The organism is Burkholderia sp. 4M9327F10, from assembly GCF_005503145.1.
Classification (GTDB): Bacteria; Pseudomonadota; Gammaproteobacteria; order Burkholderiales; family Burkholderiaceae; genus Paraburkholderia.
Map to the genome: position 1 here is coordinate 62,210 of NZ_SCNV01000039.1, position 15,228 is coordinate 77,437.

19 protein-coding genes are annotated in these 15,228 nt (G+C 62.9%); 10 read left to right on the forward strand and 9 right to left on the reverse strand.

From position 1 onward, the window contains the following. The first annotated feature begins 163 nt into the window (after positions 1-163). Positions 164-640, forward strand: a complete 477-nt coding sequence (locus tag FFS45_RS28090) for a universal stress protein (protein ID WP_137957894.1) — start codon at positions 164-166, stop codon at positions 638-640. 110 nt (positions 641-750) lie between these two features. On the opposite strand, the gene FFS45_RS28095 is transcribed toward FFS45_RS28090, so the two are convergent. From FFS45_RS28095 to FFS45_RS28135, 9 genes are all read right to left on the reverse strand, one after another. Then, positions 751-1,578, reverse strand: a complete 828-nt coding sequence (locus tag FFS45_RS28095; RefSeq protein WP_137957895.1) for a universal stress protein — start codon at positions 1,576-1,578, stop codon at positions 751-753. Beyond that, positions 1,575-2,078, reverse strand: a complete 504-nt coding sequence (locus tag FFS45_RS28100; RefSeq protein ID WP_137957896.1) for a universal stress protein — start codon at positions 2,076-2,078, stop codon at positions 1,575-1,577. Before FFS45_RS28100 ends, FFS45_RS28095 begins: the two co-directional genes overlap by 4 nt. 44 nt (positions 2,079-2,122) lie before the next feature. Further along, complete coding sequence (locus FFS45_RS28105; protein ID WP_137957897.1) at positions 2,123-2,959, reverse strand: universal stress protein; 837 nt, start codon at positions 2,957-2,959, stop codon at positions 2,123-2,125. A gap of 222 nt (positions 2,960-3,181) precedes the next feature. Next, complete coding sequence (arcC, locus tag FFS45_RS28110) at positions 3,182-4,093, reverse strand: carbamate kinase (RefSeq protein WP_137957898.1); 912 nt, start codon at positions 4,091-4,093, stop codon at positions 3,182-3,184. Between the two features lie 9 nt (positions 4,094-4,102). Beyond that, positions 4,103-5,101, reverse strand: coding sequence for an ornithine carbamoyltransferase (gene argF / locus FFS45_RS28115; RefSeq protein ID WP_137957899.1), 999 nt, complete (start codon positions 5,099-5,101; stop codon positions 4,103-4,105). A gap of 39 nt (positions 5,102-5,140) precedes the next feature. Next, positions 5,141-6,358 carry an arginine deiminase gene (locus tag FFS45_RS28120; protein WP_137957900.1) on the reverse strand — a complete coding sequence of 406 codons (1,218 nt, stop codon included), beginning with the start codon at positions 6,356-6,358 and terminating at the stop codon, positions 5,141-5,143. Positions 6,359-6,383: 25 nt separating this feature from the next. Further along, a complete protein-coding gene (gene arcD, locus FFS45_RS28125) occupies positions 6,384-7,865 on the reverse strand; it encodes an arginine-ornithine antiporter (protein WP_137957901.1) in 1,482 nt (493 codons plus the stop codon). A 33-nt stretch (positions 7,866-7,898) separates the two neighbouring features. Then, complete coding sequence (locus FFS45_RS28130; protein WP_137957902.1) at positions 7,899-9,359, reverse strand: MBL fold metallo-hydrolase; 1,461 nt, start codon at positions 9,357-9,359, stop codon at positions 7,899-7,901. A 37-nt stretch (positions 9,360-9,396) separates the two neighbouring features. Next, complete coding sequence (locus FFS45_RS28135; protein WP_137957903.1) at positions 9,397-9,636, reverse strand: hypothetical protein; 240 nt, start codon at positions 9,634-9,636, stop codon at positions 9,397-9,399. 384 nt (positions 9,637-10,020) lie between these two features. On the opposite strand from FFS45_RS28135, the gene FFS45_RS28140 reads away from it, so the two are divergent. The 9 genes from FFS45_RS28140 to FFS45_RS28180 form a co-directional block, all read left to right on the forward strand. Further along, positions 10,021-10,455, forward strand: coding sequence for a flavodoxin (locus FFS45_RS28140; protein ID WP_249362964.1), 435 nt, complete (start codon positions 10,021-10,023; stop codon positions 10,453-10,455). A gap of 22 nt (positions 10,456-10,477) precedes the next feature. Beyond that, on the forward strand, positions 10,478-10,918 hold the full coding sequence (locus tag FFS45_RS28145) for a hypothetical protein (protein WP_137957905.1): 441 nt from the start codon (positions 10,478-10,480) through the stop codon (positions 10,916-10,918). 136 nt (positions 10,919-11,054) lie between these two features. Then, positions 11,055-12,530: a F0F1 ATP synthase subunit beta gene (gene atpD, locus FFS45_RS28150; protein WP_137957906.1), complete on the forward strand. Its 1,476-nt coding sequence runs from the start codon at positions 11,055-11,057 to the stop codon at positions 12,528-12,530. Further along, positions 12,527-12,985 carry a F0F1 ATP synthase subunit epsilon gene (locus FFS45_RS28155; RefSeq protein WP_137957907.1) on the forward strand — a complete coding sequence of 153 codons (459 nt, stop codon included), beginning with the start codon at positions 12,527-12,529 and terminating at the stop codon, positions 12,983-12,985. The genes atpD and FFS45_RS28155 overlap by 4 nt, the downstream gene beginning before the upstream one ends. Beyond that, positions 12,982-13,299, forward strand: a complete 318-nt coding sequence (locus tag FFS45_RS28160) for an AtpZ/AtpI family protein (RefSeq protein WP_137957908.1) — start codon at positions 12,982-12,984, stop codon at positions 13,297-13,299. Before FFS45_RS28155 ends, FFS45_RS28160 begins: the two co-directional genes overlap by 4 nt. Beyond that, positions 13,292-13,573 (forward strand): ATP synthase subunit I, encoded by a 282-nt coding sequence (locus FFS45_RS28165; RefSeq protein ID WP_137957909.1) that lies wholly within the window; start codon positions 13,292-13,294, stop codon positions 13,571-13,573. Before FFS45_RS28160 ends, FFS45_RS28165 begins: the two co-directional genes overlap by 8 nt. Next, positions 13,570-14,265, forward strand: coding sequence for a F0F1 ATP synthase subunit A (locus FFS45_RS28170; RefSeq protein ID WP_137957910.1), 696 nt, complete (start codon positions 13,570-13,572; stop codon positions 14,263-14,265). The genes FFS45_RS28165 and FFS45_RS28170 overlap by 4 nt, the downstream gene beginning before the upstream one ends. Further along, positions 14,265-14,513: a F0F1 ATP synthase subunit C gene (locus FFS45_RS28175; protein ID WP_137957911.1), complete on the forward strand. Its 249-nt coding sequence runs from the start codon at positions 14,265-14,267 to the stop codon at positions 14,511-14,513. The genes FFS45_RS28170 and FFS45_RS28175 overlap by 1 nt, the downstream gene beginning before the upstream one ends. Positions 14,514-14,522: 9 nt before the next feature. Further along, positions 14,523-15,228, forward strand: a 706-nt coding sequence (locus tag FFS45_RS28180) for a F0F1 ATP synthase subunit B (RefSeq protein ID WP_137957912.1), incomplete at its 3' end; no start/stop codon positions are given.

The following is a 15,228-nucleotide window of genomic DNA, read 5'->3' on the forward strand; positions in this document are numbered from 1 at the left end:
ATTCGCCTTGAGAGCCGCGTCGTGTTTGGCCGTGGCGAGACAGCAAGCCGTCGGCGCTTGATCATCGTCAAGCACATTTCGATCGGCGAACTACAGGCTGAAAGTTCGTCGCCGCCTGATCACTACACCCGTTCGGGACGAGTGCGAGATCAAGGAGAAGTTCATGTACAAACGTATTCTCGTAGCAATCGACGGCAGCCAGGCCGCGAAACTCGCGCTCGAAGAAGCATTAAAAATCGCCGAGGCCGCGCAGGCAACGGTGACGGCGATTTTTGTCGCCGAACATGTCGCGCAAATGGTCGACGTAGGAACGGGACTGGTCGAGCAGCAGGCAACCGGCACGGCTGCTACTGAAGCGGCGATGGCGACGTTCGAAGATGCGCGCGCGCTTTTTGAGCAACGCAACGTGCGTGGATTGACCCGGACGATTGAGGCGTATGGCGAAGACATCGTCACCGTCCTGTGCCGTGTGGCGCAAGAGTGTGAAGTCGATCTTGTTGCAATGGGTACGCATGGGCGTCATGGCATCGGCCGGATGTTCCTCGGCAGTGTTGCCGAGGCGTTTTTTCGGCGCACCGAGATGCCCGTTCTGCTCGTTCGGCGCGAACGGGACATCGACGAGATCCCGTCGGGCTTGTAATGGCGCGGCGGCGAACCGACGCGACGACGGAGCCAAAAAAGAAGCGCCCAGAAGACTGGGCGCTTAAAGTTGCGCGAGGGGCTTTACCGCGCAATTCCTGAATTGCCAGATCAGTGCGACATCAGCACCGGCACGGTCATCGACTGAAGCATGGTCCGTGTGACGCCGCCGAGCAGCCGTTCCTGCACGCGCGTATGCCCATATGCCCCCATCACCAGCAGATCGATATGATGATCGGCCAGCATGTTCAACAGCAGCGCGCCAGTGGGGACACCGGCCACCTTGGGCGCGGCCGCGAATCCCGCCTGGATGTCGTGCCGTGCAAGCCAGGCGGCGACGTCGATGCCGGCTGGCGCTTCGCTATCCGGGTGACGCCGCAGGGTCATCACGGTGACGAATTTCGCGCGTTTGATCAGCGGCAAGGCGTCGGCCATCGCCCGGGCGCTCTCGCGGCTGCCGTCCCACGCGATCAGCACGTTTTCGGCAAACGAACGGACAGTCCCGACGTAGGGCAGCACAATGGCAGGGCGGCCCGAACTCATCAGCACGTCCTCGACAAAGTGGCGTGCGATATAGGATGACGGATCGTCGGGATCATCCTGACCGAGGATCAGGAGGTCGGCGTGGCGCGCGTGCAGGACCGCTGCTTCTACCGCAGGCCCGCCCGGCGCGCGCCATTCCACGCTGCGCCCGGCCCGTTCGCCCGCCGCCAGAAAGCGCGCTTGCGCGCCTTTAAGATTGGCCTCGTGTTGCGCTTCGCGAATCGCGACCAGTGCGCGTTCGCCGTGAAGAAACATCGGCTTCGTCAGATCCTGACAAACCACATACAGGCCGATCAGATGCGCGTCGTGCCGGCCGGCCAGTTCAAGTGCGAATTCGATCCTCGCGGTGCTATGGGTGCTGTCATCGAGATGCACCAGCAGGGTTTTGCAGTTCATGACGGTTCCCTGATCGGTTCGGCTGCCTGTGCGCTGCTTGTCACAGGTTTGGCGCTGTGCGCCGGGATCATCAGCACCGCACACGGCGCGATGCGCAGAAAACGTTCGGCGACACTGCCGAGCACCAGCCTTTGGAAACCCCGCCGTCCATGCGTGCCCATTACGACCAGGTCAGCCTTGAAATCGCTTGCCGCGTGCAGTATGCAATGGGCGATGTCGTCGCCCGCCAGGTCGGTTTCGGCGATGCGCGGCGTCCCCTGCACACCGGCCCGCTTCATGCTCGCGACTGCGTCCTCGATCACATGCGCGCCTTCCCCGAGCAGCGCCGTGCGGACGTAGGAAGGGTCGTAACCGGGTACGTCGTATGACATCAACGGGACGTCTACGACAAAAAGGGGCTGTAGTTTTGCGCCGGAATCGCGCGCGAGTTGCAAGGCTGCGTCAAGGGCGCGCGCGGAAGTTTCGCTGCCGTCGACCGCAACCAGAATCTGTTTATACATGGTGAATTCTCTCGTGAATGGAAGTGACTCGACGTCCCGGTTCATCAGTGCGACATCAGTACCGGCACGATCATCGATTTAAGGATCGTGCGGGTCGCGCCGCCCATCACCAGTTCCTGCCAGCGGGCGTGTCCGTAAGCACCCATCACAAGCAGATCCGCGCCGATCGCGGATACCTGTGACAACAGCGCGTCGCCGATCGAGGCATCGCGGCCGACCTCAATATCCTTGACCTCCACGTTCACGCCGTGCCGCGCGATGAGCGTGGCGATATCCGCGCCCGGAATGCGCGCGCGCGGCTCGCCCCGTTCGCCGTTGACGGTGACGACCGTGGTGGTCTTCGCCGCGCGCATGAACGGCAGCGCATCGTGTACTGCGCGGGTGGCTTCGCGGCTGCCGTCCCAGGCGATCATCACGTGCGCGCCGGGTGACGTGACGTTGCTGGCGTACGGCACCAGCAACACCGGCCGGCCTGCGGACATGATCAGGTTTTCAGGGAAAAAATCGCCGACGTACGATTCCGGATCGTGCGGATCGTCCTGGCTGGCAATGATCAGGTCGGCGCACCGGCCGCGCTGCGGCACGGCGAGGCTAGCGGGGGCGTCGACAGCGATCCACTCGCCGGCAACTTCCGCACGGCTCAGTTCCGCATGAAAGAGCCGTTCGAGCGCGCCGCGGCGTTCCGCGCGCAACTGTTCGTGCGTACCGTAGTATTCGGCGGTTCCGGCCATAACGTAGAGCGAGCGCGGATCGGGCGTGAACACCGCAAATACGCCGGTCAGATGGGCATCGAACTGCTTGGCGAGCCGCAGGGCGAATTCGAGCCTGGGGTGCGCGCGCTCACTTGTATCCAGGTGAACGACGATGGTCTTGTAAGTCATTGCGGTGCTCCAGAAGTGGGTAAGCGGCGCATGAACGCGTGATCTGAGTCTAGGAGCCGGGTAGTTGCCGGCGTTGATTCAGATCAACGGCGCGGTAGCGCGTGATACGTCATCTGGACAGAAATGCGCCGCCCGGCCAGATAGGTGGCGAGATAGCGGACGCTCGACTCGAGCGCCGCATTGACCGGTTCCATCACGGGTTACCCGATCGTCGAACCTTGTTTACGCGCACACGACACGCGTGCCTGCCGTGCCGCTTGCCATCGCCTCGATGCGGTCGAGCGAGCCGATGACTGCCGGGCGGCCGGTGCGCAAGACGAACTCGCACGCTGCCTCGACCTTCGGTCCCATTGAGCCGGCCGGGAAAGACATCGACCGAAGTCCTGCCACCGACACCTCGCTCAGCACGCGTTCGCAGGGCGTGTGCCAGTCGGCATAAACCGCGTCAACGTCGGTGGCGATCAGAAGCAGATCGGCGTCGATGTCCGCCGCAAGCAGCGCGCTGCACAGGTCCTTGTCGATCACGGCCTCCACGCCGCAGCGAGTCCGGCCATCTGCTGCAACCGTGACCGGAATTCCGCCGCCCCCGGCTGCGATCACCACGGCATCGTGGTCGAGCAACCAGTGAATGGGCTGAAGCGCCATGATGCGTTGCGGTTTCGGCGACGCGACGACGCGCCGGAAACTGTCGCCGTCCCGAGCGACGCTCCAGCCTTTGCTCATGGCCAGACGTTCTGCCTCGGCCTCCGTGTAAACGGGACCGATTGGCTTCGTGGGGCGAGTGAAGGCAGGGTCGTCGGCGTCGACCTCGACGCGCGTCAGCAGTGTCGCCACTTGCCGCTGCGGCGGCAATGCGTTGGCCAGTTCCTGCTCGAGCAGATAGCCGATCATGCCTTCCGACTCGGCGTCGAGCACATCGAGAGGCGCCGCACCAGCCGGGCCGGCTGCGGCGGCCTGCAATGCCAGCAGGCCGACCTGAGGGCCGTTGCCATGTGCGATGACCAACTGGTTGCCGTCGGCCAGCCGCGAGATCTGCTGTGCGGCGCGGCGGATATTGGCGATCTGGTGTGACATCGTCATCGGCTCGCCGCGCCGAAGCAGCGCGTTGCCGCCCAGTGCGATCAGGATGCGCATGATGGTTCCTTAAGCGAGGGTCGCCACGAGTACCGCCTTGATCGTATGCATGCGGTTTTCGGCCTGCGAAAACACAATCGACGCATTCGATTCGAAGACTTCGTCGCTAACTTCGAGCTCGGACAGACCGAAGTGCTCGTGAATCTGCCGGCCGGTTTCGGTCTCCAGATTGTGATAGGCGGGTAGGCAATGCATGAAGTGAGTGCGCTGCTTGCCCGTTGCTTTCATCAATGCGGCATTGACCTGGTATGGCCGCAAAAGCTCGATGCGCGGCCCCCAGGCCTCCACCGGCTCGCCCATCGAAACCCACACGTCGGTGTAGACGAAGTCGGCGCCGCTCACGGCCTCATGCGGATCCTCGACGATCGCCACGCGAGCACCGGTCCGCTCGGCAAGGCGCCGCATCTGTGTCACGAGATCGTCGTGAGGCCACAGTTCGCGCGGCGCGGCAATGCGCACATCCATGCCCATCTGCACGCCGCCGATCAGCAACGAATTGCCCATGTTGAAACGGGCGTCGCCGAGGTAGCAGAACGACAGTTCGTGCAGCGGCTTTTCACCGAATTCCTGCATCGTCAGCAAGTCCGCGAGTACCTGGGTAGGATGAAATTCGTCGGTCAGCCCGTTCCATACGGGAACATGCGAATACAACGCGAGATCCTCCACCACGCTCTGGTGAAAGCCGCGATATTCAATCCCGTCGTAGAGCCGGCCGAGCACGCGCGCCGTGTCCTTGAGCGACTCCTTGCGGCCAAGCTGCGAGCTCGCCGAATCGATGTAGGTGACATGGCCGCCCTGGTCGTGCACGGCAACCTCGAAGGCACAGCGCGTGCGGGTCGAGGTCTTTTCGAAAATCAGCGCGATATTCTTGCCGTTGAGCCGCGCGACTTCGTTGCCGGCGTACTTCGCGCGCTTCAGTTCGGCAGCGAGGTCGAGGAGAAAACGGATGTCGCGTGGGGTGAAGTCCTGCATGTTCAGCAGGCTGCGATTGCGCAGGTTGAATGCCATGGCGGGCGGTTCCTTGAAATGGGGGAGGCGGAATGGGTGTCAGACGGGATCGCGTTCGATCGGGCAGGTCATGCAATGTCCGCCACCACGCCCGCGCCCCAGTTCTCCGCTCGGGATCGTGATGACTTCGACACCCGCCTTACGCAGCAGCGTGTTCGTGTAGACGTTGCGGTTGTAGGCGACCACGACGCCTGGTGCGAGCGCAATCACGTTGTTGCCGTCGTCCCACTGTTCGCGGTCGGCCTCCCATGTATCGCCGCCGGTGGCGACAGCACGGAGTTCTTTAAGACCGAGTGCCTGGGCGACGACATCGAGAAACGGTGCGGTTTCGGGTCGGACATCGAGCTTGCCCGGCTCGTGCGACGGCCGCAGGCTGGTGCAGCGAATACCGTCGACGACTTCCGGAAAGATCGTAACCAGATCGCGGTCGCAGAAGGTGAATACCGTATCGAGATGCATGGCGCCGCGTGAACGCGGCAACTGTGCGGCGATCACATGTTTCACCGATTCGCTCGCGAACAGGGACCGTGCGAGTTGCGCGACGCCCTGCGGCGAAGTGCGCTCGCCCATGCCGATCAGTACGACGTCGCGCGATAAAGGCATGACGTCGCCGCCTTCCAGCGTGGCACCGCCGTGATCGACATCCGGGCCGCCCCACCAGATGCGTGTGCCGCTGCTGAACTGCGGATGAAAGCGGTAGATCGCTGCGCTCAACAGCGTCTCCTGGCGGCGTGCCGGCCAGTACATCGAGCCGAGTACGGCGCCGTCGTTGATCCAGCAACTGTTGTCGCGGGTGAAGAGCGTATTGGGCAACGGCGGAAGGATAAAACCGGCTGGTTCCGTACAGTGCGACAGCAGGCCCGCGGGCTTGAACGGCAGCTCGGCGCGCACGATCCCGCCGATCAGCCGGGTGGCGAGCTCGTCGGCCTTCATCTCGTTGAGCCAGGGCCGCAGTTGCGCGGATAATTCCAGGTCGACTGTGCCCGCCGACAGCTTGCGCTCGATCACCCAGTCACGTGCTTCCCGGCCTTGCAGAATGTCCGCGAGCAGGTCATGCATATCGAGCACTTCAATGCCGTGCTCCTGCATCGCGCTGGTGAAAGCATAGTGGTCAGTCTTGGCCTGGGAGACCCACAAAACATCGTCGAACAGCAGTTCGCGGCAATTCGCAGGCGTCAGGCGCGCCTGGGCGAGCCCGGGCCGACAGACCATGACCTTGCGCAATGTGCCGACTTCGGAATAGACGCCGAGTGCCATAGAAGTTTTCCTTTTGACTAACGGCTTACAGGCCTAATGCGCCGCTCGCGAGCAGCCAGGCGGCGATAGCCGCGAGCACGACCAGCGCGCCGAGAATGACGGCCTCGAAGGGCTTGAAAAGACGTGCGCCGCGTTCGCGTTTCGCCCAGCCGTACAACAGCACGCCGGGCGCGTAGAGCAAGGCGGAAAGCAGCAGATACTTCGGGCCGGCCGCATACAGCAGCCAGCAGCAATAGACGCTTGCGGCCGCGCCGATCAGCATGTCGCGTCCACGGACGGTGTCGGTTACGGCATAGCCTTCGCCGCGTATGGCAATGCGGGTCGCGTACACAGCCGAGAAAAGATAGGGAACAAGGATCATCGAGGTCGCGAGCGAGATCAACGCCTGATAGGTCGCGTTCGACACCAGTGTGATGATCAGGAACAACTGCACGAGCCCGTTTGTCACCCACAGGGCATTGGCGGGTACGCCGTGGTTGTTTTCACGGGCGAGGAAGGCGGGCATCACGCCGCCGCTCGCCGGCGTGAAGAGCGTTTCCGCAGCCAGTAAAGTCCACGCGAGCAACGCACCGCCTACCGACACCAGCAGCCCGATGCTGATCAGCACGGCTCCCCAGGTGCCGACGGCCCTGTCGAGCACGCCTGCCATCGACGGGTTCTTCATCGCGGCCAGATCGGCCTGCGCGACGATGCCGAGTGACAGCAGCGATACCGCCATCAGCAGAAGCAACACCACGGCGAAACCTAGCATCGTCGCGCGCCCGATATCCTCGCGGCGTTGCGCGCGGGCCGAAAACACGTTGGCGCCCTCGATGCCGATGAACACCCAGACGGTGATCAGCATTGTGCTTTTTACCTGCGTGAACACACTGCCGAGTTTCGGGTTGCCCCAGAACTCCTGCGTGAAAATGTGGCTTCTGAATGCCGCGAGCGCAAGCAGAATGAACAGCAGCAGCGGAACGACCTTGGCCACGGTGGTGACCGCATTGAGAATGGCAGCGCTGCGCACGCCGCGCAGAATCACCGCATGCATGATCCACAGCACAATCGACGCGCCCAGAATCGCGGCCCGCGTGTTGCCGTCTCCGAACATCGGAAAGAAATAACCGAGTGTACCGAATACGATGACGAGATAGCCGACATTGCCGATCCACGCGCTGACCCAGTAACCCCACGCCGAGTTGAAGCCGACGAATTCGCCGGCGCTTGCGCGCGCATAAGCATAGATGCCGTTGTCGAGATCGGGTTTTCGCGTCGTCAGGGTCTGGTAAACGAAAGCGAGCATCAACATGCCCACACCGGTAATCAGCCAGCCAATCAGGACCGCAGCTGCGCCAGCGCCCGACGCCATGTTCTGCGGCAGCGAAAACACACCGCTGCCGATCATCGAACCGATTACAAGCGCCGTCAGCAGGCCGAGCCGCAACGGTTTCGCCGCCGAGGTCTTCGTCGGGACAGCTGATCCGGGTGCCGACGGCCCCGAAAATGAGTCCGCTAGATTCTTCATGACACGCTCTCGTTGGTTTTCAAGATACGTTGATTAGCTCACTTCGGGCTGGCCGGCCGATTGATCTGGATCAGCCATATCAGGGTCGGACATCGCGGTTGCCGCACATGGATGAACGTCGGCATCGCCGACCGATCCGGGCAGTTCTACGGATTCGAGGTAGATGGGCACTTCGCAGCGCCAGTGAAGCGCTTCTTCGATATGACGCCGCAGCGTCTCAGCGGCGGCAGGCTCGCCGTGTGTGATGAACGTTCGCTCCGGCGGCACGCAGATGGAGCGGAGCCATGTCGTCAGTTCGTGGTAATCCGCATGCGCGGACAGTGACGAAAGCGTGACAACTGAAGCCCGCACAGGCACATAGTCGCCGTGAATCCTGATCGCGCTCGCATGCGCGGCAAGCGCCGCGCCGCGTGTGCCGGCAGCCTGATAACCGACCAGCGCGATGGTATTGCGACTATCAGGCGCGAACGCTTTCAGGTGATGTACGACTCGCCCGCCGGTTGCCATCCCGCTGCCGGCGATCACCACCATCGGACCGCCTCGGGCCGAGACGGCTTTGGATTCGTCGACCGTGCGCACCATTTCGGCTGCGCTGCTGATCGCGTTGGCCTCGGTCATCGTGAGGCGATGCTCGCCGACGTGATGCCGGTACAGTTGCGTGACGCTCGACGCCATCGGGCTGTCGAGATAAACCGGCACATTGGCCATCCGGCCTGCGGCCTTCAGACGGGCGATATAGTGAAGAATGGTTTGCGCACGGCCGACCGCGAAGCACGGAATCACGACGACACCGCCGTGCCGGAAGGTGCGTTCGAAGATCTCGGCGAGTTCGGTGGCCGGATCGCGCGTCTCGTGCAGACGATCCCCGTAAGTGGACTCGACCACCAGGTAGTCGGCGTGCGCAAACGGCATTGGCGCGCGCATGGTCGGATCGTTCGGACGGCCAACGTCGCCTGAGAACGCAATCACCTTGCCTTCCATGCACACCACGACGCTGGAAGCCCCAAGAATGTGCCCGGACGGCAACAGCCGGAAGCACCCTTGTTTGTTCAGTTGCTTCGGTACATCGAACTCGCGTGGCACGAGCAGTTGCAGCGCCTTTTCGGCGTCTTCGAGCGTGTATAGCGGCAGCGCCGGATGATGTTTCGAAAACCCATGGCGGTTCGCGAAGGCAGCCTCTTCTTCCTGCAATTTGGCGCTGTCGCGCAACATCACTTCGCACAGATCGCGGGTGCCGCGAGTGCAATAAACCGGTCCCCGATATCCCATTCGTGCGAGGACCGGCAGATAGCCGCTGTGATCCAGGTGGGCATGCGTCAGGATCACGGCGTCGAGCGTTTCGACCGGAACCGGGAAGGCGTCCCAGTTACGCAGACGCAGATTCTTTGCACCTTGAAAGAGTCCGCAGTCGATCAGAACCCGGACGCCGGCTCCTTCCAGCAGATATCTCGAGCCGGTGACGGTTTCGGCCGCACCTAGAAATGTCAGCTTCATTGCGTCACCTCTTATGGCAAGTGAACCGTACGCTTCGTCAGATCGTCGCGCGTTGGGTCAAGCTCTCGCCAAGCGCTTCGGCGAAGCGCCTGAAGGCGTGAAGCGAGCCTGCGATGCTTTGGTATCTCTCGCGGCCGATTTGCCCGTCCAGCGTGATCAGCATCCCGGCCTCGCGGGCCAGTGAGAGGATTTCATCGAACTCGCTCGCGGCGTTTCGCGTGTTATTGGAGGGGGCGGCCGGGGTCGCGGCGTTGGCGGAAGAGTTAGCGTTTGACATGGCCGGTCTCCTTACGGGTCAACTTCGACGGGGGAACTGAGGACGTCGCCGGGGCAATCGATTCCTGCTTGTCTTGAAAATCAGTATTGGTCAGCGGCTGGTCGAAACAAATCAGGTGGCGCCGAGCTTTGCGTAGGATGTCCTGCATCCGTGTCAGCGTTTCCCTACACGCCAGCTGCGCGGTGACGATGGGCAAGTCCGTCAATTGACATGGATCATAAGAACGCTCTCAACCACGCCTATGCTCTTGGCATGCACAGCGAATCCCGCATGTGAATGCACGACAGGTGTGGTGGGGAGATTGAAATGTCCGATTCGAAAGTCCTTGTCGTCTATTTCTCGCGCACAGGCACCACACGGTTGCTCGCGCAGGCGATTGCGAAAATGCTATCCGCCGATCTCGAGGAGATTTGCGATTTCAGCAATCGCAAAGGGGTGCCTGGATATCTGCGATCGCTGGTCGACATCATCAGGAAGCGTCCCGTCGGAATCGTTCCGGCCGGACGTGATGTCGCGGCGTACAACCTGGTCGTTATCGGCACGCCGGTCTGGGCCAGTTCGGTGTCGGCGCCGGTTCGCTCATACCTCATCGAGAACCGCGCGAAGCTTCCCAAGGTTGCTTTCTTTTGCAGCTTCGGCGGACGCGGCGCCGACAAAGCCATGACGGAGATGCGCGAGCTTGCGGGCAAGCCGGCGGTCGCCGAATGCAAAGTCACAGCGGCAGAAGCTCGGAGAGGCGCAGACGCCGCGTTGGCCGTATTTGCCCGCGTGCTAAATGGTCACATCTCCCGATTCAAAACGCTTGAATGGATGTGCTGATTCGTCGAGGGATCGAGCGGATATGAACAACAGGCTGTTTGTCGTGCTTGCTGTCGCGGGGCTTGTGGCATGCACCACCCAGGCATGCGTTGCCAAGGTCGGCGATACGGAGATCCAGCTCGAGGAGGCGCGTGCCCACGCGTGGGTAGATTGTTCTGCGCGCACGGACTGCGATCGTCTATGGAGCCTGACGAAGACGTACGTCGCGCAACGCTCGATCACACCCATCCGCCGTGCAGACGAAACGGCAATCGAAACCGCCGAGCCGCATACGTTCGGCGCGGTTTATGCTTGGGCGACGAGGACCACCGACGATAGCGGCGCCTCGACGATCAGACTGAAAGCAATGTGCCGCGGCATGTATCGGGCCGATGGCAATCCGGGGTGGCTGTACTCGACTTGCGCAGAACAGATACGCGCAGTCGAAATGAACTTCCGGCCATTCATTGACGCTTCGTCGTAACGGGGAATGGAGAAATCGGGCTACCGCTCACGCCTATTTAAGGGTCATTCCCGGCAGGTTTGATGGAGATCAGTTTTTCGGCTGGCTGCGGCGGTATCTTCAGACTGTTCGAACGCGGCAGTACGGAGGTCCAACAATGTCGGCTCATCTGGCTACACCACTCTCGACAATTCCGTCGGCCACGCGCGACGGGCATGTGCTCGCCGTGCGTGGCGCGGTTGTCGACGTCATGTTTGCCGACGATAGGCTTCCCGCAGTCAACGATGCACTACTTATCCTGTCGGACGATCTCCCGCCGGTTCTCGCCGAGGTGCAAGCTCACCTGAGCGAAACAACGGTGCGGGCGCTAGCGCTGCAATCGACGGCGGGACTGCGGCGCGGCGCCCGCGTGAGCGTCAGCGGCGGGCCCATCGATGCACCTGTCGGCGAAGCCGTGCTGGGCAGGCTGCTCGATGTGACCGGAGCGGTACGCGACGACGGCGAAGCCTTGCCCGTGCAGACCGAGCGCCGCCCGATTCATCGCGCAGCACCGCCGCTCGCGTCGCAGAAAGGCAGCACGACGCTGTTCGCCACGGGCATCAAGGTGATCGATCTGCTCACGCCGCTCGCCCGGGGCGGCAAGGCCGCCATGTTCGGTGGAGCAGGGGTCGGCAAGACGGTGCTGGTGATGGAATTGATCCATGCGATGGTGGAGCGCTATCAAGGAATCTCCGTATTCGCGGGCGTCGGCGAGCGCTCACGTGAAGGGCACGAAATGCTCCTCGACATGCGCACCTCCGGCGTGCTGGCGCGCACGGTGTTGGTCTATGGACAGATGAACGAGCCGCCAGGCGCGCGCTGGCGCGTGCCTTTTACAGCGCTGACAATCGCCGAGTATTTCCGCGACGAACACCGGCAGAACGTTCTGTTGCTGATGGACAACGTGTTTCGCTTCGTGCAGGCGGGTGCCGAGGTGTCGGGCCTGCTGGGGCGCATGCCTTCGCGAGTCGGTTACCAGCCGACACTGGCGAGCGAAGTCGCAAGCCTGCAGGAGCGCATCGTGTCGGTCGGCGACGTCTCGGTCACCGCAATCGAAGCGGTGTACGTGCCGGCTGACGATTTCACCGACCCCGCGGTGACCGCGATCGCCACGCACATCGACAGCGTGGTCGTGTTGTCGCGCTCGATGGCCGCCGAAGGCATGTATCCGGCGATCGATCCGATTGCTTCGTCGTCGATCCTGCTCGATCCGCTGGTGGTCGGCGAGGAGCACGCTGAGGTCGCCACTGAGGTGCGCCGGATCATCGAACATTATCGTGAGCTGCAGGACGTCATCTCGTTGCTCGGTATCGAGGAACTGGGTGCCGAGGACCGCACCCTCGTGGGGCGTGCGAGGCGCTTGCAGCGCTTTCTGACGCAGCCGTTCGCCGTGACCGAAGCCTTTACGGGCGAAGCGGGCCGTTCGGTGGCGCTTGCCGATACGATCGCCGGCTGCAAGGCGATTCTGGCAGGCGGGTGCGATACGTGGCAGGAAAGCTCGCTTTACATGATTGGCACACTTGAAGAAGGCCGGCTTAAAGAGCAAACCACAGCGCAAAACGGCGTGGCCGTCGCCCCGGAGCAGTCGAAATGAGTGGCACACCCTTGACGCTCACCTTGGCGACGCCGTCGCATGTGTGGTTCGACGCTGTCGAGATCGTCTCCCTGCGGGCGGAAGATGAAAGCGGCTCGTTCGGCATCCGGACGGGACATGCTGACTTCGTCACGCTGCTCACGCCCTCAGTGGTCCGCTGGACGTGTGCGGATGGCTCGCTCCACTTCTGCGCGATCGATGGCGGGGTGCTGCTGGTATTGCACGGAACGAAGGTGTCCATTGCATGCAGGGAAGCGATTCCCGGCGACTCCCTGGCAGGTCTTGAAGCCGGCGTTCGCAACCGCCACGCCAGCGACGTCGATGCGGCGCGGCGCGCCCGCGTCGACCAGTTGAGGCTGCATGCACGGGCTGTGCGCCAGATGCTGCGCTATCTGCGCCCGAGCGCAGGCGCGGACGGCGCGGGCGCGGAGAACCTCGGAGGCACCCTGCGATGAACGGGCGCCACGCCAACGAGCGCAAGCCGCGGGACGAGCGGATCGCCGACGCCGCCCGGCAGGCCGCCGAGCGCGATTCGCGCGGGCGCGAGGAGCCGGAGCCGTCGCTCGGCAGCCGCCTCGGCCAGATCGGCATCCTCGGCTGGGCCATCGTCCTGCCGACGCTCATGGGCCTTGCGCTGGGACATTGGCTGGACCGGACCTTCGGCACGCGCGTGTTCTTCTCGGCGCCTCTTCTGATGATCGGCGCGGCGGTGGGCTTCTGGTCGGCATGGAAATGGATGCATCGCCAGCAACGGAACCATCATGAATAGTCCACTACCGTCGATAGCGACCCAACTCGCGCTGGGGCTCGCAATCGGAACCCTGGCCGGCGCGTGGCACTTCATGTCGCTGCGTTGGAACTGGCCGTTGTTTGGAGCGGGTAAAGCGACGGCGGCGCTGGCCTTGCAGCTTGCCAGGTTCGCGCTCACCGGCGCGCTGCTGCTGATGCTCGCCCATGACGGTGCTCTGGCGCTGCTCGCGGGCATGATGGGGTTTCTACTGGCGCGTACTGTCGCGGTGCGCCACCACGGAGGTGGCCGATGACTACCTCACCGCTTGCGACCGCGCCGCTGCTGCATATCGGCCAGCTATCCATTACGGAGCCGGTACTCGTCACCTGGGCGATCATGATTCTGGTGACCGTAGGGGCTGCCTTGCTGAGCCGAAGTTTGTCGATCATGCCGACCCGGCGGCAAACCGCTCTTGAGCTGCTGGTCGTTACGATCGACCAGCAGATTCGCGACACCATGCAAACCGGGCCCGCCACCTATCGTGCGTTGATCGGCACGTTGTTCCTCTTCGTGCTGATCGCCAACTGGTCCGCGCTGGTGCCCGGGGTGACGCCGCCGACCGCGCATATCGAGACCGATGCCGCACTGGCGCTGATCGTACTGGGCGCCACGATTTTCTACGGTATCCGCACGCGCGGCACGGCCGGCTACCTTGCGGCGTTCGCCGAGCCGAGCTGGATCATGATCCCGTTGAACGTTGTCGAACAGATTACCAGGACGTTCTCACTCGTCGTGCGTCTGTTCGGCAACGTGATGAGCGGTGTGTTCGTGATCGGCATCATCCTGTCGCTCGCAGGTCTGCTCGTCCCCATTCCGCTGATGGCGCTGGACCTGCTTACCGGCGCCGTCCAGGCCTATATTTTTTCCGTGCTGGCGATGGTTTTCATCGGTGCGGCCATCAGCGATACCCATAACCAGGTCAGCGTAAAAAAGGGCGAGATCTAATGAATAACCTCATCGAAGTTGTCAGCATCGCCGCCGCGGCGCTCGCCGTGTCGTTCGGCGCGATCGGGCCGGCGCTTGCCGAAGGCCGTGCAGTCGCAGCCGCGATGGATGCGATCGCGCGGCAGCCGGACTCGTCTGGAACCGTCTCGCGCACGCTCTTCGTCGGGCTTGCCATGATCGAAACGATGGCGATCTATTGCCTGGTGATCGCATTGTTGCTGCTCTTTGCCAATCCGTTCGTCAAATAGGCGGCGGCGATGCGAATCGACTGGTCCACGCTCGCCCTGCAGACGATCAATGCGCTCGTGCTCATATGGCTGCTGGCGCGCTTCCTGTTCCGTCCGGTCGCGAACATCATCGCCGAGCGTCAGAAAGCGGCGCAGGCGCTGATCGCGGACGCCGACGCGGCGAAGCTCGCAGCGGTCCTTGAACGCGATACGGCGGCTCGCGAAGCGCAGCGTCTAGTCGCTGCGCGGGCGGAGGGCATGAAAACGATCGCTGCGGAGGTTGAGGGCGAGAAGGCCGTGCTGCTGGCGGCGGCGCATGCGGACGCGGACAGGCTGCGCGCGACAGCAGCCGCCGAAGCCGAGACCGCGCGCCTCGAACAGGAAAAACGTGTTGCGGACCGGGCGACGTATCTGGCCGTCGACATTGCGGTAAAGCTGCTTGACCGGCTGCCTGATAGTACCCGCGTGAGCGGTTTTGTCGACGGTCTCGTCGACGGGATCGCGCAACTGCCCGCCCAGGTTCGCGCGGAACTCGGCGCAAATGGCGGCGTGCTTTCGCTTTCCGCACCACGCGCGCTGAGCTTGCAGGAACAGGAGAGTTGTCGCGCCGCGCTCGCGACCTCTCTGGGCAGGTCGATTGCCCTTCAGATAGAGGTCGATCCTTCGCTGATCGCCGGATTGGAATTGACGGCTGTCCATGCGGCAGTGCGCAACAGTTTCAAGGCCGATCTCGTGC